At 59.7% G+C, this 18,235-nt stretch carries 19 protein-coding genes, 1 tRNA gene and 1 pseudogene; 14 read left to right on the top strand and 7 right to left on the bottom strand.

Translation table 11 applies throughout. The features are described 5' to 3' along the window. Window positions 1-22: 22 nt before the first annotated feature. On the bottom strand, window positions 23-1,168 hold the full coding sequence (locus ACYVIT_RS18630) for a DSD1 family PLP-dependent enzyme (protein ID WP_415806717.1): 1,146 nt from the start codon (window positions 1,166-1,168) through the stop codon (window positions 23-25). 70 nt (window positions 1,169-1,238) lie between these two features. Further along, window positions 1,239-1,340, bottom strand: a pseudogene (locus tag ACYVIT_RS18625) (haloacid dehalogenase); the annotation flags it as partial. A 96-nt stretch (window positions 1,341-1,436) separates the two neighbouring features. Here ACYVIT_RS18625 and ACYVIT_RS18620 point away from each other — a divergent pair. Beyond that, complete coding sequence (locus ACYVIT_RS18620; RefSeq protein WP_415806718.1) at window positions 1,437-2,333, top strand: LysR family transcriptional regulator; 897 nt, start codon at window positions 1,437-1,439, stop codon at window positions 2,331-2,333. A gap of 45 nt (window positions 2,334-2,378) precedes the next feature. Here ACYVIT_RS18620 and ACYVIT_RS18615 read toward each other — a convergent pair whose 3' ends face one another. From ACYVIT_RS18615 to mutM, 4 genes are all read right to left on the bottom strand, one after another. Further along, complete coding sequence (locus tag ACYVIT_RS18615; RefSeq protein ID WP_415806719.1) at window positions 2,379-2,576, bottom strand: DUF2783 domain-containing protein; 198 nt, start codon at window positions 2,574-2,576, stop codon at window positions 2,379-2,381. A gap of 11 nt (window positions 2,577-2,587) precedes the next feature. Then, window positions 2,588-4,297, bottom strand: a complete 1,710-nt coding sequence (locus ACYVIT_RS18610) for an FAD-dependent oxidoreductase (RefSeq protein ID WP_415806720.1) — start codon at window positions 4,295-4,297, stop codon at window positions 2,588-2,590. A 196-nt stretch (window positions 4,298-4,493) separates the two neighbouring features. Beyond that, a complete protein-coding gene (locus ACYVIT_RS18605; RefSeq protein WP_415806721.1) occupies window positions 4,494-5,447 on the bottom strand; it encodes an MBL fold metallo-hydrolase in 954 nt (317 codons plus the stop codon). A gap of 289 nt (window positions 5,448-5,736) precedes the next feature. Continuing rightward, the gene (gene mutM, locus ACYVIT_RS18600) at window positions 5,737-6,564 is read right to left on the bottom strand and encodes a bifunctional DNA-formamidopyrimidine glycosylase/DNA-(apurinic or apyrimidinic site) lyase (protein ID WP_415806722.1); all 828 of its coding nucleotides are present in this window, start codon (window positions 6,562-6,564) and stop codon (window positions 5,737-5,739) included. Here mutM and ACYVIT_RS18595 point away from each other — a divergent pair. From ACYVIT_RS18595 to ACYVIT_RS18560, 8 genes are all read left to right on the top strand, one after another. Further along, window positions 6,563-8,461 carry a tetratricopeptide repeat protein gene (locus ACYVIT_RS18595; protein WP_415806723.1) on the top strand — a complete coding sequence of 633 codons (1,899 nt, stop codon included), beginning with the start codon at window positions 6,563-6,565 and terminating at the stop codon, window positions 8,459-8,461. The genes mutM and ACYVIT_RS18595 overlap by 2 nt on opposite strands. After that, on the top strand, window positions 8,458-9,036 hold the full coding sequence (gene lolB / locus ACYVIT_RS18590) for a lipoprotein insertase outer membrane protein LolB (protein WP_415806724.1): 579 nt from the start codon (window positions 8,458-8,460) through the stop codon (window positions 9,034-9,036). Before ACYVIT_RS18595 ends, lolB begins: the two co-directional genes overlap by 4 nt. Further along, window positions 9,033-9,962: a 4-(cytidine 5'-diphospho)-2-C-methyl-D-erythritol kinase gene (gene ispE, locus ACYVIT_RS18585; protein ID WP_415806725.1), complete on the top strand. Its 930-nt coding sequence runs from the start codon at window positions 9,033-9,035 to the stop codon at window positions 9,960-9,962. The genes lolB and ispE overlap by 4 nt, the downstream gene beginning before the upstream one ends. A 1-nt stretch (window position 9,963) precedes the next feature. Next, window positions 9,964-10,040, top strand: a tRNA-Gln gene (locus ACYVIT_RS18580). A gap of 147 nt (window positions 10,041-10,187) precedes the next feature. Next, complete coding sequence (locus tag ACYVIT_RS18575; RefSeq protein WP_415806726.1) at window positions 10,188-11,138, top strand: ribose-phosphate pyrophosphokinase; 951 nt, start codon at window positions 10,188-10,190, stop codon at window positions 11,136-11,138. Between the two features lie 138 nt (window positions 11,139-11,276). Continuing rightward, window positions 11,277-11,894, top strand: coding sequence for a 50S ribosomal protein L25/general stress protein Ctc (locus tag ACYVIT_RS18570; protein ID WP_415806727.1), 618 nt, complete (start codon window positions 11,277-11,279; stop codon window positions 11,892-11,894). A 131-nt stretch (window positions 11,895-12,025) separates the two neighbouring features. Further along, window positions 12,026-12,622, top strand: a complete 597-nt coding sequence (pth, locus tag ACYVIT_RS18565) for an aminoacyl-tRNA hydrolase (protein ID WP_415806728.1) — start codon at window positions 12,026-12,028, stop codon at window positions 12,620-12,622. After that, window positions 12,619-13,389: a CPBP family glutamic-type intramembrane protease gene (locus ACYVIT_RS18560; protein WP_415806876.1), complete on the top strand. Its 771-nt coding sequence runs from the start codon at window positions 12,619-12,621 to the stop codon at window positions 13,387-13,389. Before pth ends, ACYVIT_RS18560 begins: the two co-directional genes overlap by 4 nt. Before the next feature lie 132 nt (window positions 13,390-13,521). On the opposite strand, the gene ACYVIT_RS18555 is transcribed toward ACYVIT_RS18560, so the two are convergent. Further along, on the bottom strand, window positions 13,522-14,133 hold the full coding sequence (locus ACYVIT_RS18555; RefSeq protein ID WP_415806730.1) for a hypothetical protein: 612 nt from the start codon (window positions 14,131-14,133) through the stop codon (window positions 13,522-13,524). 226 nt (window positions 14,134-14,359) lie between these two features. Here ACYVIT_RS18555 and ACYVIT_RS18550 point away from each other — a divergent pair, with 226 nt between their 5' ends. The 5 genes from ACYVIT_RS18550 to modC all read left to right on the top strand — a co-directional run bounded on the left by ACYVIT_RS18550 (window position 14,360) and on the right by modC (window position 18,136). Then, a complete protein-coding gene (locus ACYVIT_RS18550; RefSeq protein ID WP_415806731.1) occupies window positions 14,360-14,854 on the top strand; it encodes a type III secretion system chaperone in 495 nt (164 codons plus the stop codon). 14 nt (window positions 14,855-14,868) lie between these two features. Then, complete coding sequence (locus tag ACYVIT_RS18545; RefSeq protein ID WP_415806732.1) at window positions 14,869-15,426, top strand: hypothetical protein; 558 nt, start codon at window positions 14,869-14,871, stop codon at window positions 15,424-15,426. Between the two features lie 118 nt (window positions 15,427-15,544). Next, window positions 15,545-16,300 carry a molybdate ABC transporter substrate-binding protein gene (gene modA, locus ACYVIT_RS18540; protein WP_460478295.1) on the top strand — a complete coding sequence of 252 codons (756 nt, stop codon included), beginning with the start codon at window positions 15,545-15,547 and terminating at the stop codon, window positions 16,298-16,300. A 25-nt stretch (window positions 16,301-16,325) separates the two neighbouring features. Beyond that, a complete protein-coding gene (modB, locus tag ACYVIT_RS18535) occupies window positions 16,326-17,003 on the top strand; it encodes a molybdate ABC transporter permease subunit (RefSeq protein ID WP_415806734.1) in 678 nt (225 codons plus the stop codon). A 41-nt stretch (window positions 17,004-17,044) separates the two neighbouring features. Next, the gene (gene modC, locus ACYVIT_RS18530; RefSeq protein WP_415806877.1) at window positions 17,045-18,136 is read left to right on the top strand and encodes a molybdenum ABC transporter ATP-binding protein; all 1,092 of its coding nucleotides are present in this window, start codon (window positions 17,045-17,047) and stop codon (window positions 18,134-18,136) included. Window positions 18,137-18,235 lie beyond the last annotated feature (99 nt).

Here is an 18,235-nt window from a genome sequence, read left to right as displayed (position 1 = left end):
TCGATGGTCGTGGGCATGGCGTTCACCAACCGTGTGCGCGGTCCCAGACCTGCAGGCCGACATCGGGCGACAAGGCATGGTATTGCGGGAATTGTGCGCCGGTGGCACAGGCGTGGTTCGGCAGGATGCGCAGGCGCGTGCCGATCGGGAATTGCGTCGTGACATCCGCGCCGGTCGAGACGGCAGCCGCTACGATGCCGTGCTCTTGATTGGCGCCGATGACCGTATAGCCGGGCAACGGTTCGCCATCGAGCGTGCATACCTGGCCGTAGCCGAAGTCGTGCTTCTGCTTACGCGTGCCTTGGTCGCGGCTCATCGCCATCCAGCCGGCATCGACAATGACCCAGCCTTTTTCTACCTGATGCCCGATCACCGTGGTCAGCACGCTGAGTGCCAGTTCGTCAGTGCGGCATACGCCGATGTTGTGCATCACGAGGTCGAAAAAGACATAGACGCCGGCGCGCACTTCGGTCACGCCTTGGAGCTGCGTGGCCGACAGCGCGGTCGGCGTCGAGCCCACGCTGACGACTGGGCAGGGCAGGCCGGCGGCGCGCAGGCGTTCAGCGGCTCGCACGCAGCCCGCGCGTTCCTGCTCGGCCATGGCAGCCAGTGCCGACGGAGTATCCAGATCGTAGCTGGAGCCGGCATGGGTCATGACGCCGCCTAGCCGCATCCCGCCCTCGTGCAACGCCGTGCCCACGTCCAGTAGCGCGGCTTCATCAGGTTTGATGCCGGAACGATGACCATCCGTGTCGACTTCGATCCAGACTTCGAAACGTTCACCGTGCGTGCGCCCGAAGGCCGCAATAGCCCGTGCGGAAACGGCATTGTCAGTGATGATCTTCAGATCGCAGCCGCGCTGACGCAGCGACAGCGCGGCTGGCAGGCGGTGTTCGGCCATGCCCACGGCGTACAGAATATCGGTGACGCCGGCCTCGAAAAACTGCTCGGCCTCTTTCAGCGTGGACACGGTCACACCGCGCGCACCCGCCGCCAGTTGTGCTTGGGCGACGGGTAAGCATTTGCTGGTCTTGACGTGAGGTCGCAGCTTCACGCCCAGCGTGTCCATGCGTTGCTGCATACGGCGGATGTTCGCTTGCATGCGCGCGACATCGACGATGGCGGCAGGTGTGTCCAGTGGGGCGAGGGAATGAGTGGAATAGGGCATGATGTTAGTAACGTATCGTGGCGCGAGACGCCTTAGTCTAGAAATTCTTGCTTGGCTTGCAAAGCGGATACTCAGAACCGGCAGCGGCATTCCAGACGGTCCAGGAATCGAGCAGTGCCGGGAGCAGGTCGAACAGCACAGCACGTGGATATGCAACAGGCGCGGCAGACATGAAAAACTCCAAGGTCGATGAGCAATGCGATGACTATAGGCGAGGCTGACCCCGTTGTGATTTAATGATTCTTCATCAATCGTTAAGCTGTGCTGAATGATCAGGATCGAGGATCTGGAGCTCATCGTCGCGTTGGCCCAGGCGCCATCGCTGAGTGGCGCTGCCCGCGCACTGAATGTGACGCCGCCCGCGCTGTCGATGCGGCTGCGCAAACTGGAGACGACGCTGGGCTTGGCGTTGGCAGTGCGCACCGCGCGCCGTCTGAGCCTGACTCCCGCGGGCGAGCGCTTTGCTGCGGAGGCCTCGGTCCTGCTGGCTCAATTGCAGGCCCTGCCCGAGGCGCTGCAGCGCGACGACAACAGCCTGACCGGCACGCTGCGCGTGGCCGCGCCATTCGGCTACGGACGGCGTCACATCGCGCCGGTGTTGGCGCGCCTGGCGCAACGTTATCCGGGCTTGCGGGTACAACTGGATTTGCGTGAAACGCCCTGGCCGGACTATCACGACGCCGACGCCGTCGTGCATATCGGCGCGGTGCGTGATTCGTCGTGGGTGGCGCGGCGGCTGGCTGCCAACGAGCGCTGGCTGTGCGCCAGCCCGCAATACCTGCAAGCGTTCGGTATGCCGCGCGAGCCACGCGATTTGCTGCATCATCGCTGCATCTGCATCCGTGAGAATGACGAGGATGTCACCCTGTGGCGTTTTCGTCGGCCTGGCCGGCGCACCGCGGGGCAAAAGGCTTTTGAGACGGTGCGGGTAACAGCCGCCTACGTTTCTAACGACGGTAATGTGGCGCGAGCCTGGGCCGAGCAGGGGTTGGGTATGGTGGTGCGCTCGCAATGGGATGCCGAGGCCGCCGTGGCGCGTGGCACGCTGGTGCGCGTATTACCAACGTGGCAATTGGAAGCCGCGCCGGTCATGTTGCTGGTGCCGGGTCGCAAAGGCCGCAGTGCGCGGGTCAAAGCGTTGCTGGCATGTTTCGACGAGGCCTAGAGCCAGACTGGCCGGACCCCGTGTCGCAGGATCCAGCCGCGGGGATCAAGGTTGCACCGACTGACGCGCTCGCTGCAGCGCCTCGCGGATAATCCCCATATCGCCAATATGATTGGCCAACAGCAGAATCAGCGCGGCATTCATTTCGGCACTTTGTTCGTCCGTCAGGCCGCAATGCGTATCGATCAAGGTCTCGTAGAACGCGTCCGGGGCAGGTAAATTGGGTTCAACGATGAGGGGCATGATGGATTCCTTCAAGCTCGGCCCAGGGCGCGTTGCAATGCTGAGTTCATGACTGTCTCGTTGAGTTCACGGCGGCGAGCGGCAATATGCTGATCGGGCCGAAATAAATAGCAGGTGCCAGGGCGAGCGTCGTAGCGTTGCCTCAGGCAGGCATGTTCATCCTGTACCACCGTGAAATTGTCGGGCACGGTTAACGGCGCGCTGCCATCACCGATCAATACGATGCGTACCGGCACGGTGCCGTGCGAGAGACGTTGCAGTGCCTCCAGCGTCGTGCTGTCTGGAGTGACGGCGCCGCAAAACAACGCCAGCACAAAGCGGCCATCCAGATACGATAGCCACCAGGACTCATTGCCTTGCGCATCACGAACGGGTGCATCGAGCGCCACAGCGCCCGGCACCATGCGGCCTGTAAATGCGCCGGTATTTGTCTGAGGGGCTTTGGGGCCCTCCGCGTCATGCGTGTTCAACGGCGAGTCTACGTAAGTGCTGGGCAACGACAGCCGTCCGCTATTGACCAGGCCGCGCGCGAAAGCATGTTCGCGAGCCAGGTTCAAGACCGCATTGCGGAAATGCCTGCTGGCCGCGCTCTTGGGCGTGATGAAATCGGTCGATCGCGTGGAGTTCAACAGGTTTTCGTCGGCGGCGTATTCGCGTTCTGTGGCATAGGTATCGAGCAAGGTTTCGGGTGCGACGCCGGCCAGGACTGCTTGCAATTTCCACGCCAGGTTTTCAGCGTCCTGCACACCACTGTTCGCGCCGCGTGCGCCAAAGGGCGAGACTCGATGCGCCGCATCGCCCGCAAACACAATGCGCCCGTGACGAAACGCGTCCATGCGTTCGCAGGCAAAGGTATAAACACTCGCCCATTCCAATTCAAATTGCGCCTCGGCGCCCAGCAAAGCGCGGATGCGCGGCAGGACATTGGCAGGTTTGATCGCCTCTACGGGGTCGGCATTCCACCCCAACTGGAAATCGATCCGCCATACATTATCGGGTTGCATATGCAACAGCACCGATTGATTCGGATGAAACGGCGGATCGAACCAGAACCACCGCTCGGCCGGGAAATCAGCGTGCATTTTCACGTCGGCGATCAGGAACCGGTCTTTAAAAACGCGGCCATGGCTTTCCTGGCCCAGCAGTTTGCGGATGGGCGAGCGTGCGCCATCACACGCAATCACCCATTCACTATGCAGGTCATACGAGCCGTCAGGTGTCTCGATACTCAAATCGACGCTGCTCGCCTGCTGCGTGACGCCCACCACTTTGTTTTTCCAGCGCAGGTCGATCAATGGGTGTGCCGCAGCGGCTTCGTACAAAAAGCCTTCGACATAGTATTGCTGCAAATTGATAAAGGCCGGACGTCGATGGCCGTGCTCGGGCAGCAGATCAAAACGCCATACCTCCTGGTCGCGGAAAAATATTTTGCCGACGTTCCACGACACGCCTTTGCTGGTCATCCGTTCGCCTATGCCCAGGCGGTCCCAGATTTCCAAGGTACGTTTGGCAAAACAGATGGCGCGCGATCCGGTGGACAATTTGCAATCATCGTCGAGCACAACGACCGATACGCCGCGCTGTGCCAGGTCCAGCGCGGTCGTCAGGCCGACAGGTCCGGCACCCACCACGATCACGCGATGCGAGGCAGGCGCGGGGGCTGTCTGATCTGAGTGTTTTAGATAGGCGAATTCCAACGCCTGATAATCGATATCGGTCACGCATGGTCTCCTGATGACGAGCGTTGTCGCTCATCACGGCCCGTCGCCATCCCCTCTGGTGGGAGATGTGCGCGAGCCTTGCGATGCAGATGTTGTTGGCACAGCCGTTCAGCTGGGTGGAGCCGGTCGATCCCTTTGGCCGAAAAAAAACCTCGGCGAAATCAAGCTATCTAGAGATGGTCCCCATGCAGGAATGTCAGCCTTCCAACTGTTTCCACATCTCGATATCACGCTTGTCCGTCCAGATGCGCGGATCGTCGTAGCCGGTGGCCTCATCGTAGGCGCGCGATACATCGAACGGCATGCAGTGATCAAAGATGACCCAGTCGCTATAGCGCGGCTGCATAAAGTCATAGACTTCGCGGTAGATCGTCTTCAGGTCCTTGCCGTCGGCGACGCCTCGATTCACGGCGCTGTAAAGATCGGTCAAGAATGCGCGGGTACCGGCCAGACCCTGGCGAACTTCCGTCGCGTTTTTCAATGCCGGTCCGCGGCCGGGAACCATTTTTTCAGCGTTGAATCCGGTCAGCGTATCCAAGGTACCAGGCCAGTCGCGGAAATAGGCATCGCCGCAATAGGGCGTGGATTGGTATTCGACCAGATCGCCTGCAAACAGAATTTTTTGCTCGGGCAGCCAAGCGATGGTGTCACCTTTGGTGTGGCCGCGTCCGACTTGCAATAGTTGGACCTCCAGGTTGCCCAGATTCACCGTCATGGCGCCCTGAAAGGTCATCGTGGGCCACACGAGGCCGGGAGGAATCGACTCGGCATTACGGAACAGGCGAGGGAACCGCCCGATTTCGCTGGCCTTGTCCTGCTCGCCTCGCTCGGCGATCAGGTCGTACGTGTCGCGGCTGGCCAGAATTTCCTGTGCGTCATAGGCCGAGGCGCCGAACACCCGCACCGCGTGGTAATGCGACAGCAGGATGTATTTGATCGGCTTGTCGGTGACCTCGCGGATGCGGCGGATGACGTCCTGCGCCATCACGGGGGTTGCCTGGGTATCGATCACCATGACGGCCTCGTCGCCGATGATGACGCCGGTGTTCGGGTCGCCCTCGGCCGTGTAGGCATAGGCGTTATCGGACAGCTTGTCGAACGACACGACCTTGTCGGCCATGTCAGCGTGCGACGCGAATTGTTTGCTCACGATGTCTCCTTGTTTTATTCCGGCCAACGGCCGCGACCATGGAGGCAATATTAAATTGCAGTTCGTTTTTGTGCAATACGTTCGCTATAAACGAATTATCGAGGCATGTTCGTGGTGGAGGAAGCGATCAGGCTCTCATCGGAATGGTCGTTCGCCGTGCCGGGCGCCGCAGCGAGGCGTTATAGAGGCCACGCGGCCGCTCCCTGCTTGATCGCGCACGGCCTGCTTCTGCGCTCAGACAGGCGCGGGCTATCCGGGACAGGAAGGAATGCAGGGCGCGGAAGGCGGCTTATCGCCGTTGGCAGCGAGGGCAGTAATAAGTGGCGCGTTGGCCTTGGACCAATCGCCGGATAATCGTGCTGCAAACCCGGCAGGGCCGGCCGTCACGTTCGTAGACGGCGGCATGGATATCGAAATAGCTGCCCGGTTGCCCGGTCGCGCCCACATAGTCGCGCAGAGTGCTGCCGCCCGACGCCAGTGCATCGGCCAGCGTGGCCCGGATGCTGTCGGCCAGCTTCGTGCAGCGCGCCAGGGAAACTCGGCTGGCCGGCGTGCGGGGATCGATACCCGCGCGAAACAGGCTTTCCGAAGCGTAAATGTTACCCACGCCGACAACGGCGCTGCCCGCCAGCAAAGCCTGCTTGATGGCCATGCTTCGGCCACGAAACTGCTGATGCAGCCAGGCCCCGTCAAAGCGAGGGTCAAAGGGTTCGATTCCGAGCTTCGCCAGCAAGGGGTGAGCAATGATCGGTCCATCGCTATCCGGGTGCCACAGCACCGCGCCAAAACGGCGTGGATCGTGCAGCCGTAGCGTGGCGTGCTCAAAGATCCAATCGACGTGATCGTGTTTACGCGGAGCCTCGCCTGATGGCACGCTGCGCAGCGACCCGGACATGCCCAGGTGCACGATCTGCGTGCCATGTTCGAAACGTAGTAACAGATATTTGCCGCGGCGCGCACATTCCAGGACAGTACGATCAGACAGCAGCGAGGGCATGTCGGCCGGGATAGGCCAGCGCATGCGGGGCTCGCGCACGACCAGACGGCGCAGTGTCTTACCGGTAATGACGGCGTCGATTCCGCGACGCGTTGTTTCGACTTCGGGGAGTTCCGGCATGAGCCAGTGTAAGATGATCAAACGTTGTACAGATGATTGTGCCATTAACCGGGCGGGTCGTGTGAAGTCGTCATTCAAATCAGTTCATTACCTAACTTTCGTGCTGGCGTGTGCGCTGGCGGGCTTACAGCCACTACCGGCGCTGGCGGCCGGTGCCGTTCCGGGCGATGCCACAGGGCCGCGAATGGGAACCCAGCCGCGCGCGCCCGAGACCCAGGTCATACGTTTACGGCCGGGCCAGTTGCCTTATGTGTCACTGACAGGCGACATCTTCTTTCGCATCATGGCGTCCGAAATCGCGGCGCAACGCGGCATGTACGACACGGCGGCAACGACCTTGTTGGGGTTGTCCCAGGAAACCGGCGACCCTCGTCTGGCGCGTCGTGCTCTCGAATTCCAGCTCGCAGGGGGGAACCTGCCGGGCGCTTTAGCGGCTGCACGCACCTGGTCGCGCCAGGCGCCTCGCGATCTGGAGGCCAGTTCCACCGAGCTGGCTTTGGCCGCTGCCAATGGCGAAACGACGGGGTTGTCTGCGGCACTGCGTAATCGCATCGACGCCTCTCCCAACAAGCCCGCCGCGATTGCCCAGGCGCTCGGGGTGCTCAGCCGCCTCAATGACCGCCGCCTCGCGTTGCGGATTTTGAACGAGTCGTTCAGCCCCGAGGTGAGCAAGCTGCCCGAGGCACATCTGGCACTGGCCGATGTGGCGCAGGCCGCCGGCGAAGACGCTCGTGCCGTGGCCGAGTCGCGCGCCGCATTGCAGGCCGATCCGAACTCGGAAGCTGCCGCGCAACGCGTACTGGAATATGGCGCGCGGGTCGATCCGGTCCGTGCGGAAAGCGAGGCGCGCGCCTTTTTGGCCAAACATCCTGATGCCCGTAAATTGCATTTGTCTCTGGCGGGCCTGATGGCCGATCGGGGAAATTACGATGGGGCGCTGACCGAGCTGCAACTGATGGCGCGCCGGGCACCGGAGGACTTTGACCTGCTGTACCTGCAGGCGCAGTTGGCGTACAAGGCCGGCCGGAAAGACCAGGCGCGCGTGCTGCTCCAGGAGTATCTGGACGTCCAGAATCAACGCCAGGAGGCCATCGCCGAAGGGGCAACCGACGCGGGCGCCGCCGAGGCCGATGCGCGCGTTCTGTTGTCGCGCATCGCCGAAGATCAGGGGCAGTACGATGAGGCTATCTCGCAGTTGGGCCAGATCGATGACCCGGCGCTGCGTTATTCCGCGCAAATGCGTCAGGCGGGATTGCGCGCCAAACAGGGGCGTGTGAATGAGGCGCTGACGATGGTCGATGCCGCGCAGCCCAATGACGAAGACGACCAGGTTCAGGGTGTGCTGACCAAGGCGCAGATATTGCGCGACGCGGATCGCGTCGACGAGGCGGTCAAGGTCCTGGAGGCGGCCAATCAGGCTCAGCCCGACACGATAGAGATCAAATACGAACTGGCGATGCTGTACGAACGCCAGGGGCGCTACAAAGAACTGGAAACACAACTGCGACAGGTCATTGCGCTTGATCCCGATCATGCGCATGCCTACAACGCCCTTGGTTATACCCTGGCCGATCGCAACGAGCGTCTGCCGGAGGCGTTGGACCTGATTACCCAGGCGCTCGAGTTGCTGCCCGACAATCCATTTGTGCTCGACAGTATGGGCTGGGTCAAATTCCGTATGGGCGACAGCCAGGCGGCGGCAGATTACTTGTCGCGCGCCTATGCACAACAGCCTGAGCCGGATATTGCCGCCCATTGGGCCGAGGTCCTGTGGACCCAGGGGCAACGCGCGAAAGCCCAGGAATTGCTGCAGTCCGGATTCAAAAAAGATCCGAAAAACCGTACGTTGTTGGACACCGCCAAACGGCTCGGTGTGCAGCTTGAGGGCGCGAAATGATCTGGAGCTTCACAAGATTACGCGCCTGGCTGGTTGTGGGGGCTTGTGCTTTGGTGACGGCGTGCACCAGCGTGCCCGAGACGCCCTTGAGTACGGACAACGGCGCGTTTTCGCGTAACGGCCGTTTCGCGATCACCGTCACCGAGTCTGATGGGCAACAGAAAGCCGTGCAGGGAGGATTCAACTGGCATGACGATGGCAGCCGCTATCGCCTGGATCTGACCACCCCGTTAGGGTCTATCGAGGCGCGCGTCGAAGGGCGTCCAGGACACGCCACGCTGACCAAGGCTGACGGCGCCGTTTATGAGGCCCGCAACCCCGACGAATTGGCCGAGGAGGCACTCGGGGGGCCGATTCCCGTATCGAATCTGCGCGATTGGATGCGCGGCCGCGTTGCCGATACGTCGGCAACGGACCTGCAGCGTGACGAGTTGGGTCATCCCGTCTCGTTCCAGCAAGACGGCTGGCAAGCCCGACTATCGCGCTACGACACTCAGGGCCCTGGCTTGCTGGTGTTGCAGCGTGCCGAGCCGGGCCGCCGTATCGTGGTAAGGCTGGCGGTTGACCAGCCATGATGTATGACGTTCCGGCGCCGGCCAAGCTGAATTTATTTCTGCATGTGGTCGGCCGCCGTGCCGATGGCTACCATCTGCTGCAGACGGCGTTTCGGTTCATTGACCTATGCGACACGCTGCATTTTGAGGCACGCAGCGATGGCCGCATCGAGCGCGTTTCAGAGCTGCCCGGTGTACCTTCCGAGCAAGACCTGACGGTGCGTGCGGCGCGCGCGCTGCAACAGGCGGCCGGCGTTCGGCAGGGCGTCAATATCGCTCTCGAAAAACAGATCCCCCAAGGCGGTGGCCTGGGCGGGGGCTCCAGCGATGCGGCCTCGACGCTGATTGCACTGAATCGTCTATGGGGGACGGGCCTGTCACGCCGTGAGCTGATGGCCTTGGCTTTGCCTTTAGGCGCTGATGTTCCGGTGTTTGTGTTCGGGCAATCTGCTTTTGCCGAGGGCGTCGGCGAAATCCTGTCTCCGCTGGATCTGCCTGCCGCAACCTATCTGGTGGCCCAGCCCGACACGAGCGTGCCCACCGCAAATATTTTTTCCGATCCGGATTTGACAAGGGATTCTTCTTCCGTCACAATAGCGGACTTTCTTGCTTCACAAAGTTTTGGCGCAGATGCTTCAGGGCAGGCGGCACCGGAATTTTTCGGCAGAAACGACTTGGAACCGGTGGTTTACCGGCGCTATCCAGAGGTTTCTCAGGCAGCGCAGTGGCTATCGGGACGTGGTATCCACGTCCGCATGTCGGGGTCTGGCGCGTGTTTATTCGCCCAGTTTTCGACAGCCAGACAGGCCGTTTTGGCGGAGCACGAAATTACCGCTACAATGCGCGTCGCTGGTAAATTAACTGGCAACACGCAAGTCGGGTTCAGATTGATACGGGTATGTCCCGGATTAGCTGAGCACCCGTTGCGGGACTGGATCGCAAGATAGTTGGGGAGTCGCCAAGCTGGTTAAGGCACCGGATTTTGATTCCGGCATGCGAAGGTTCGAATCCTTCCTCCCCAGCCAAAAATTTCAATAAAAAAGCTGTTGAACGCGCCTGTCAGACACTGGCCTCGGTTCAGCAGCTTTTTTATTTGCCGGATTTCCGGCGTGTATCTTCGTACGGCAGTACACGTTTTCGCGTCTTAACCGACCATCGCAGCAGCTTCCATCATGGCAAACGACAGCTTCATGATCTTCACCGGCACAGCCAACACCCGTCTGGCTGTGGACGTAGTCAACCATCTGGATATGTCGCTCGGCAAAATGACCGTCGGCCGATTTTCCGATGGCGAGGTGATGGTTGAAATCAACGAAAACGTGCGCGGCAAAGACGTTTTTGTTTTGCAGCCCACCTGTGCACCGACCAATGACAATCTGATGGAAATCATGGTCATGGTCGATGCCTTGCGCCGGGCTTCGGCGGGCCGCATCACAGCCGCCATTCCGTATTTCGGCTACGCCCGCCAAGACCGCCGTCCGCGTTCGGCACGTGTGGCGATCTCGGCAAAGGTCGTGGCCAACATGCTCCAGGTCGCCGGCGTTGACCGCGTGCTGACCATGGACTTGCACGCTGACCAGATCCAGGGCTTTTTCGACATCCCGGTCGACAACATTTACGCCGGTCCGATCTTGCTGGGCGACATTTGGCGCCGCAATTTCTCCAACCTGGTCGTGGTGTCGCCCGATATCGGCGGTGTGGTGCGTGCCCGTGCGCTGGCCAAGCAGCTCGAAGCCGACCTGGCCATCATCGACAAGCGCCGTCCCCGTGCGAACGTGTCCGAGGTCATGAACATCATCGGCGAAGTCGATGGCCGTACCTGCATCATCATGGACGACATGGTGGATACCGCCGGCACGCTGTGCAAGGCTGCCCAAGCCCTGAAAGACCGTGGCGCCGGTGCTGTATACGCGTATTGCACGCACCCCGTGTTGTCCGGTGGCGCGATCGACCGCATCGAGGGCTCCGAGCTCGACGAATTGGTCGTGACCGACACCATCCCGCTGTCCGAACAAGGCCAAGCCAGCAGCAAGATCCGCCAATTGTCGTGCGCGGCGCTGTTGGGCGAAACCATTCTGCGTATTTCCAACGCGGAGTCGGTCAGCTCGCTGTTTACCGACTGACGTCATCGACGGCAGTCCGCATTTTCGAATTTGCCCGCTTGCTGGTCGCGGCAGGGGGGCGAACAACACGGTACGCATGTCGCGTGCCGTGTCACTTAACCGGCAGTGTCGCCACTGCCAGATTGTCTGGAGTCATCCATGAAATTCAATGCCACTGCGCGTAGCGTCCAGGGTTCGAGTGCGAGCCGCCGCCTGCGCCGCGCGGGCCGCGTTCCTGCCATCGTTTATGGCGGTAAGGCTGCCCCCCTGAACATCGAACTCGACCACAACGAAATCTTCCACGCCCTGCGCAAGGAAGAATTCCACGCCTCGATCCTGCAAATGGAAGTCGACGGCAACAAGGCAGAACCTGTTCTGCTGCGTTCGGTTCAATGGCACGCCTACAAGCCGCAAGTCTTGCACGTCGACTTCCAACGCGTCGATGCCGGCCAAGCCCTGCACACCAAGGTGCCCCTGCACTTCATCAACGGCGACGAATCGCCCGCGGTCAAGCTGAGCAGCGCCATCATCAGCCATGTGGTTACCGAACTGGAAATCACCTGCCTGCCGGCCGCCTTGCCTCAGTTCATCGAAGTCGACCTGGCTGACCTGCTGGGCGGCGCTTCGGTGCACTTGGCTGACATCAAGCTGCCCAAGGGCGTGACCTACGTCGCGCACGGTGGCGATGCCAACCCGTTGTTGGCCACGGCTCTGGTCAAGGGCGGCGGTGCTGCAGCTGCTGACGAAGGCGAAGGCGAAGCCCCCGCTGAAGCCTAAGCCAGTGCTCTCGGCCTGAGCCGAGCGCCAGCGCAAACCCTGCGTATGCTTTTCGCATTCGCAGGGTTTTGTTTTTTGTCTTGCAGAGATGCAAAGTCAAAAGACGGCCATTCCCCTTTATCATGCTCCCCATGTCTACTGCTATCCGTCTCATCGTGGGTTTGGGTAATCCTGGCCCGGAATACGAAACCACCCGCCATAACGCCGGGTTCTGGCTGGCCGACCATTTGGCCGACGATTTGCATGCCAGCTTCAACCTGGAAAAGAGCTTCTTTGGCTTGGTCGCCAAAGCGCGTCGCGCAGGCGAAAACGTAATGTTGGCCAAGCCCATCACCTATATGAACCGCTCCGGCCAGTCGGTGGGCGCATTGGCGAGGTTTTACAAGCTCACGCCTGAACAGGTATTAGTGTTGCATGACGAACTGGATCTGCTGCCAGGTCAGGTGAAATTGAAACAAGGCGGCGGCCATGCAGGCCACAATGGCCTGAAAGACATCCAGGCCGCGCTGGGCAGCCCGAATTTCTGGCGTATGCGTATCGGTATCGGCCATCCTCGTTCATTGGGCCTGGCACAGCAAGTCGCCGATTTTGTTTTGCATCCGCCGCGTCGCGAAGAGCAGACTGCTATCGACGAGGTGATTCGCCGTTGCCGCGTTGTGGTGCCGGCAATGTTGGACGGCGATATAGAGCGCGCCACGCGCGAGTTGCATAGCGGTAATTCGGCCTGAGTGAAATGAATACGACCATGGCCACTCCGCAAGGCAAGATGCGATTCCGACAAGAGCTCGCCGATTTCTGGCATTTTCTTCGCCAGCCGGACTTGCGCCGTTTGCCGGGCCGTCGCGCCAGCAGCGGATTGGCCAGCGATTGGTGGTCGGGCATTCCGTTCGGTCGTCTCCTCGCCTGGGCTGCAGTGTTGTGGCTGCTGAACTTCATCGCATTGGGGCCGCTCGCCGTTCTGGCGGCGAACTCCGGCGGCGCAGCGCATCGCATGGACCCCACGGCCATTCCATGGCTGACCGCCATCTTGTGGGCGCCATTGATCGAGGAAATGCTGTTCCGCTATGGCTTGCGCCGCCCTCGACAGGCCCTATGGGTATGTCCTGCCATGTTGCCGCCTTTGTTGTGGGGCGTGCAGGGATGGACGGTCGCGTGGGTTGTGGCGGTGATATTGTTGGCCAGCCTGCCGCTGCGGCGTGGTCATATCAAACGATCAGGCTGGCAGATGGATTGGCGTCGCTACTATCGTTGGCGGTTCGGTTGGGTCTATCACCTATCTGCACTGATATTCGCCGCTGTGCATCTGAATAATTTCCGTCTGGCCGATGTTCCCTACTGGATGTTGCCGTTGCTGGTCTTGCCTCAATGGTCGGCAGGGCTGGTTGTGGGGTGGATGCGCGTGCGGCGGGGCATCGGCGCGGCCATGCTCCTGCATGGCATTTTCAATTCCGGCCCGATATTGATCATCATGCTGGTATTGAATCGAGCGGGATAATGCGTTGTTTCAGCGTGTTTAGCTCTTTATAGGCTTTCAGGGTATTGTCGATCAAATCGTTATTGACCATCAATATCATTATTCCTTGGCGAAACACCCCGCATTGAGTCAGACGCGTGCCTACCTGTTTTCTTAGAAGGTATAAGCGACCCCTACGCTCACGACGGGATACCACCGCACCTTGTTCGCCATTCGCTCGATTTCGCGCTTTTGTTCAGCCATACCGTCTCTCACTCGTTGAGAGTTGATATTGCGCAGCCGCTCAGGCGGCTCAACGTTGACTCTGGCGTGGCCTTGATAGAGCACGCCGATATCTGCCGCAAAGCTGAATCCTTCTTTTGTGACGTTGTGGTATCCGATTCCCAGATAAGGGGCGACTGGCGCATAGTCAACCGTGACCGCGCTTTTCCCCAGTTGCTTGCCGTCTATCTGGACCACATGATTGCCGACGCGATGAGAAAACGTACGATCGAGAACGCCGCTCGCGGAAATGCGGTTGTTGTTCCGGTACAAGCCCGCGGTCACATGAAAACCATTGTCCAGCGGATATAAATCAAATAACAAGCCGATCGATTTCAAGTGGATATCGGCATCGTATTTGGCATTGCCGACCTCGAACGACTTATCAAAACCAAACTGGTTCCAGGCCGCACGTACGCTGAAGTCATGGTCAGATCGATACCCCAACTGTGCGCTTACGCCTTGCGTACCGATTTGGGGGGAAGCAAACCATGATGAGGCCAATACGCTCCTGGGACACAGGACAACGAGAACCAATAGGAGACAGCACACACCGGGACGGCCAGACGATTCTGTTTGCATCAAGTTTTCGTTCTTTGCAGATTGACGGAACCCGTGAGTGGTCCGTTTCCTGGTTGAGTTCCATAAATCAACGGTGCCCCATCACTGGAACCTTCTGCAATTTAGGGTTACTCACGCGTTGTTCACTGCCTTTTTTTGGATACGCATAATGTCAACGGACTCAGCGGCACAGTTACGTGATTGGGGAAGCTCTCTCGAACAAGCTCTAGGGATCTCAATCGTCATAGATCAGAACGGCATGCTGGCCTTGACGACCAAGGGCGGGAACGTCTTTAGCGTTGCGCCGGCGCCTGTCCCGATGGGGTTGATCTTTACCGGCATTCTGGGCATGGCCGATGAGACGGTGCCTGCCAGTACCCTCCGCGCGTTGCTGACGGTCAATATGGCACCGAGTCTGTCAGGCATGGCTATTGTCGGGGTCGCACCTGTAACCCACGAAATCTTGCTGAAACTGACCTGGATGCCGAACGAGGCCAGTTGGACCGAGCCTGCGTTTGCTGGCGTGCTGATCGCATTTGCCGAGCATGTTGACGCATTGGCGGCTGCTATTCGCGATGGCGAACTGGAGCCGATACTGGCGCTTGCCTCTGTCGTCGATCCGTCTCTCGCGGCATCGGCAACGCATTCTGCTGACTTGGTTTAAAGGACGGATCGATTATGCAATTCTCTCCTGTTGGCGTGTCATTGATACCCGGCGTATATGACATTGACCCTGACATTCCGAAGGACGTGAAAGACCTCGGATGCGATGTGGTCAAGCTGGTAGCCGACGTGCTGAGCGTCAAATCGGTGGCGCACGCGAGCCGTGAAAGCCTACGAAATTTGGGCAGCGTAGCTCAGGATTCTGTCTTGGCTGTTTTTGGCACGTGTTCCACAGCGATCGCTGTCGCCAACAGTATGACAAGCGGCCTTTTCAGCCCCGATGCGCTGTCAGCGGTGGCTAACAGTTTGAATGTGATGGCCTTGGCGGATCGTGCCGTGCAGGCGGGGGCAGGCATCGGGATAGGGGCCGGAAATTATCAGGCCGTGACCGGGAATTTAGTGACAACGGCAACGCTCGTCTCGCGGGCGTATCAGGGCGATGTGCCAGGCGCGATCCTTTCCGGCGGAAAACTGCTAACCAGCATCGCCTGCACAGGCGGTTCCCTTGCGCAGATACTGGTCGCCGCGGATATGCTGTACGTCTCCTCGGGCTGGCTGCCCATAGGGAGATAAGCGCAGACAGCCGATCAGGCACTTTCAATGAATGGCATGATAGTGAATTCGTTATATAGTTGTGTATATAACGAATTCACTATGCTTTCTGTTGTAGGATGACTCTGTCATGACTGCCATGCGTTTTGCTATCGTTTTGACTGCTGGTCTGTTGCCGGTATCCACATCCGCGGTGGCCGCAGAGGTGCAAGTCGCCGTCGCAGCCAATTTCACCGCACCGTTGCAGGCCATCGCCAAGCAATTCGAGCAGGACACGGGCCACAAGGTTAGAGCCTCCTTTGGGGCGACCGGCCAGTTTTATTCGCAAATCAAAAACGGTGCGCCCTTCGAGATGTTCCTGGCTGCCGATGATGATAGGCCTGCCAGACTCGAGTCCGAAGGCGACACGGTGCAGGGCTCGCGGTTTACTTATGCGGTAGGGACATTGGCGCTATGGTCCGCCCAGCCCGGTTATGTCGATGATCAGGGCAATGTATTAAAGAAAAATGGATTCCGGCATTTGGCCATCGCCAATCCGAAAGCCGCGCCGTATGGCTTGGCTGCCATGCAAGTGATGCAAAAACTCGGCTTGGCCGAAACCTTGAAACCCAAAATTGTCGAAGGGCAGAGCATTGGGCAAGCACAGCAATTTGTCGGCTCCGGCAATGCCGAGCTAGGCTTTGTCGCGCTGTCGCAGATCTACAAGGACGGCAAACTGAGCTCTGGCTCGGCCTGGATCGTTCCGGGTGATTTGCATGACACCATCAAACAGGATGCCGTGGTGCTGGCCAAAGGCAAAGACAATCCCGTAGCCGCCGAGTTCGCTGCATACCTGAAAGGCCCCAAAGCCGCCGAGATTATCAAGTCCTACGGATATCAATTAGGCGGACAATAGGCGTATCTCGTCGTCCCTGTCTCTTATGCCCTTAGACTCTGCCGATTTGGCCGCGATCTGGTTGACGCTGGAACTGGCGTCTGTGGTGACTGTGTTGTTATTGATCGTTGGCACGCCCATTGCATGGTGGCTGGCGCATACGCCATCGCGTCTGAAAGGCCCAATCGGTGCCGTTGTGGCCTTGCCCTTGGTATTGCCGCCGACAGTGTTGGGTTTTTATTTACTGGTACTGATGGGCCCCAACGGCTGGATCGGCCAGGTCACTCAGGCGTTGGGCCTGGGGATATTGCCGTTCACCTTTGCGGGGCTGGTGGTGGCTTCGGTCATTTATTCCTTGCCCTTTGTTGTGCAGCCCCTGCAAAATTCGTTCGAAGCCATTGGACGCCGTCCGTTGGAGGTCGCGGCTACGTTGCGGGCCAGCCCCTGGGACCGCTTCTTTTCCGTGGTGTTGCCGATGGCGCGGCCCGGATTTGTCACGGCCGCGATTCTGGGGTTTGCCCACACGGTAGGCGAGTTTGGTGTCGTGCTGATGATGGGTGGCAACATCGAGGGAAAAACGCGCGTGGTCTCCGTGCAGATTTACGATCATGTCGAGGCGCTGGAATATGCGCAGGCGCATTGGTTGGCCGGGGGGATGGTCGCGTTTGCATTTGTGGTGTTGCTGTTGCTGTATACGCGCCGGCGCACTGCACGATTGTGGTGACGAGTGTGATCACACCTGCGCAAAAACTTTCCCCTGACACCATGACGAGTACAGGTATCGAAGCCCGCTTTCGCGTGGATTATCCTGAGTTTTCGCTGGACATTGCACTGGAACTGCCGGGACGCGGTGTGTCGGCGCTCTATGGGCATTCCGGGTCGGGCAAGACGACGTGCTTGCGATGCATGGCGGGATTGGCGCCGGTGTCGCGAGGTTATTTGCGCATCAATGGCGAGGTCTGGCTGGATACGGAGGCCGGCATTGCCGTGCCTACGCATCGCCGGTCGCTAGGCTATGTCTTTCAAGAGGCCAGTCTGTTTGACCACATGACGGTCCAGCGCAATCTTGCGTTTGGCCTGAACCGCATCCCTGCGCCCGAGCGTCGCGTGGATCTGTTGCAGGCAGCCGAACTGCTGGGGATCGCGCATCTGTTGGAACGTATGCCAGACGGGTTGTCTGGCGGTGAACGCCAGCGTGTCGGTATCGCTCGAGCGCTGCTGACCAGTCCTCGCCTGTTGTTGATGGATGAACCCTTGGCTTCGCTGGATGTTGCGCGTAAGCAGGAGATTCTGCCTTATCTCGAACGGCTGCATGACGAACTCGATATTCCTGTGGTCTATGTCAGTCACTCGCCCGACGAGGTGGCGCGTCTGGCTGACCATCTGGTGATGCTCAGTGGCGGACGAGTTATTGCGAGCGGTGCAATTGCTCAGATGCTGACGCGTTTGGATTTACCCTTGGCGATGGCTGATGACGCTTCTGTCGTGGTTTGCGGGACGGTCGCCGGATTTGATCCGGACTATCGGCTGATGTCTGTGCAATTGCCTGACAGCGCATCGTGCTTGCGCGTCGTGCACGAGCGATTGCCGCCAGGTACTGCAACTCGTTTGGCCGTCAAGGCACGTGACGTGAGCATCACGCTCGTGCATCCGGAGCAGAGCAGTATTGTGAATGTGATTCCTGTCCGCGTGCAGGACATGGCGCCCGCCGACCATCCCGACCAGATCCTGGTGCGCCTGGATGCTGACGGCACACCATTGTTGGCGCGGATTACCCGCTATTCGCGTGATCAATTAGGCTTGGTGCCGGGCACGCATGCCTGGGCGCAGATCAAAGCGGTATCGGTGTTGACCTAAGCGTCGTAGTGCGTGTGTGTCGAGTTGCGTTTGATACTCGGCGTGGCTTTCGTTTGTTGGGCCGTATGCATACAACGCATCGCCATACAACGCATCGCC

Source organism: Bordetella muralis, from assembly GCF_054781015.1.
Note: the sequence above shows the minus strand (reverse complement) of the source record. Positions and strands in the feature narration are given on the sequence as shown.

Excerpts from the sequence above, each read along its gene's own strand:
- modB (WP_415806734.1), top strand. The coding sequence starts at position 16,326 with ATGCCCTTAGACTCTGCCGATTTGGCCGCGATCTGGTTGACGCTGGAA.
- ACYVIT_RS18575 (WP_415806726.1), top strand. The coding sequence starts at position 10,188 with ATGGCAAACGACAGCTTCATGATCTTCACCGGCACAGCCAACACCCGT.
- mutM (WP_415806722.1), bottom strand. The coding sequence starts at position 6,564 with ATGCCGGAACTCCCCGAAGTCGAAACAACGCGTCGCGGAATCGACGCC.
- ACYVIT_RS18620 (WP_415806718.1), top strand. The coding sequence starts at position 1,437 with ATGATCAGGATCGAGGATCTGGAGCTCATCGTCGCGTTGGCCCAGGCG.
- ACYVIT_RS18570 (WP_415806727.1), top strand. The coding sequence starts at position 11,277 with ATGAAATTCAATGCCACTGCGCGTAGCGTCCAGGGTTCGAGTGCGAGC.
- ACYVIT_RS18595 (WP_415806723.1), top strand. The coding sequence starts at position 6,563 with ATGAGCCAGTGTAAGATGATCAAACGTTGTACAGATGATTGTGCCATT.
- ACYVIT_RS18615 (WP_415806719.1), bottom strand. The coding sequence starts at position 2,576 with ATGCCCCTCATCGTTGAACCCAATTTACCTGCCCCGGACGCGTTCTAC.
- ACYVIT_RS18630 (WP_415806717.1), bottom strand. The coding sequence starts at position 1,168 with ATGCCCTATTCCACTCATTCCCTCGCCCCACTGGACACACCTGCCGCC.
- ACYVIT_RS18550 (WP_415806731.1), top strand. The coding sequence starts at position 14,360 with ATGTCAACGGACTCAGCGGCACAGTTACGTGATTGGGGAAGCTCTCTC.
- modA (WP_460478295.1), top strand. The coding sequence starts at position 15,545 with ATGCGTTTTGCTATCGTTTTGACTGCTGGTCTGTTGCCGGTATCCACA.
- ACYVIT_RS18545 (WP_415806732.1), top strand. The coding sequence starts at position 14,869 with ATGCAATTCTCTCCTGTTGGCGTGTCATTGATACCCGGCGTATATGAC.
- lolB (WP_415806724.1), top strand. The coding sequence starts at position 8,458 with ATGATCTGGAGCTTCACAAGATTACGCGCCTGGCTGGTTGTGGGGGCT.
- modC (WP_415806877.1), top strand. The coding sequence starts at position 17,045 with ATGACGAGTACAGGTATCGAAGCCCGCTTTCGCGTGGATTATCCTGAG.
- ispE (WP_415806725.1), top strand. The coding sequence starts at position 9,033 with ATGATGTATGACGTTCCGGCGCCGGCCAAGCTGAATTTATTTCTGCAT.
- pth (WP_415806728.1), top strand. The coding sequence starts at position 12,026 with ATGTCTACTGCTATCCGTCTCATCGTGGGTTTGGGTAATCCTGGCCCG.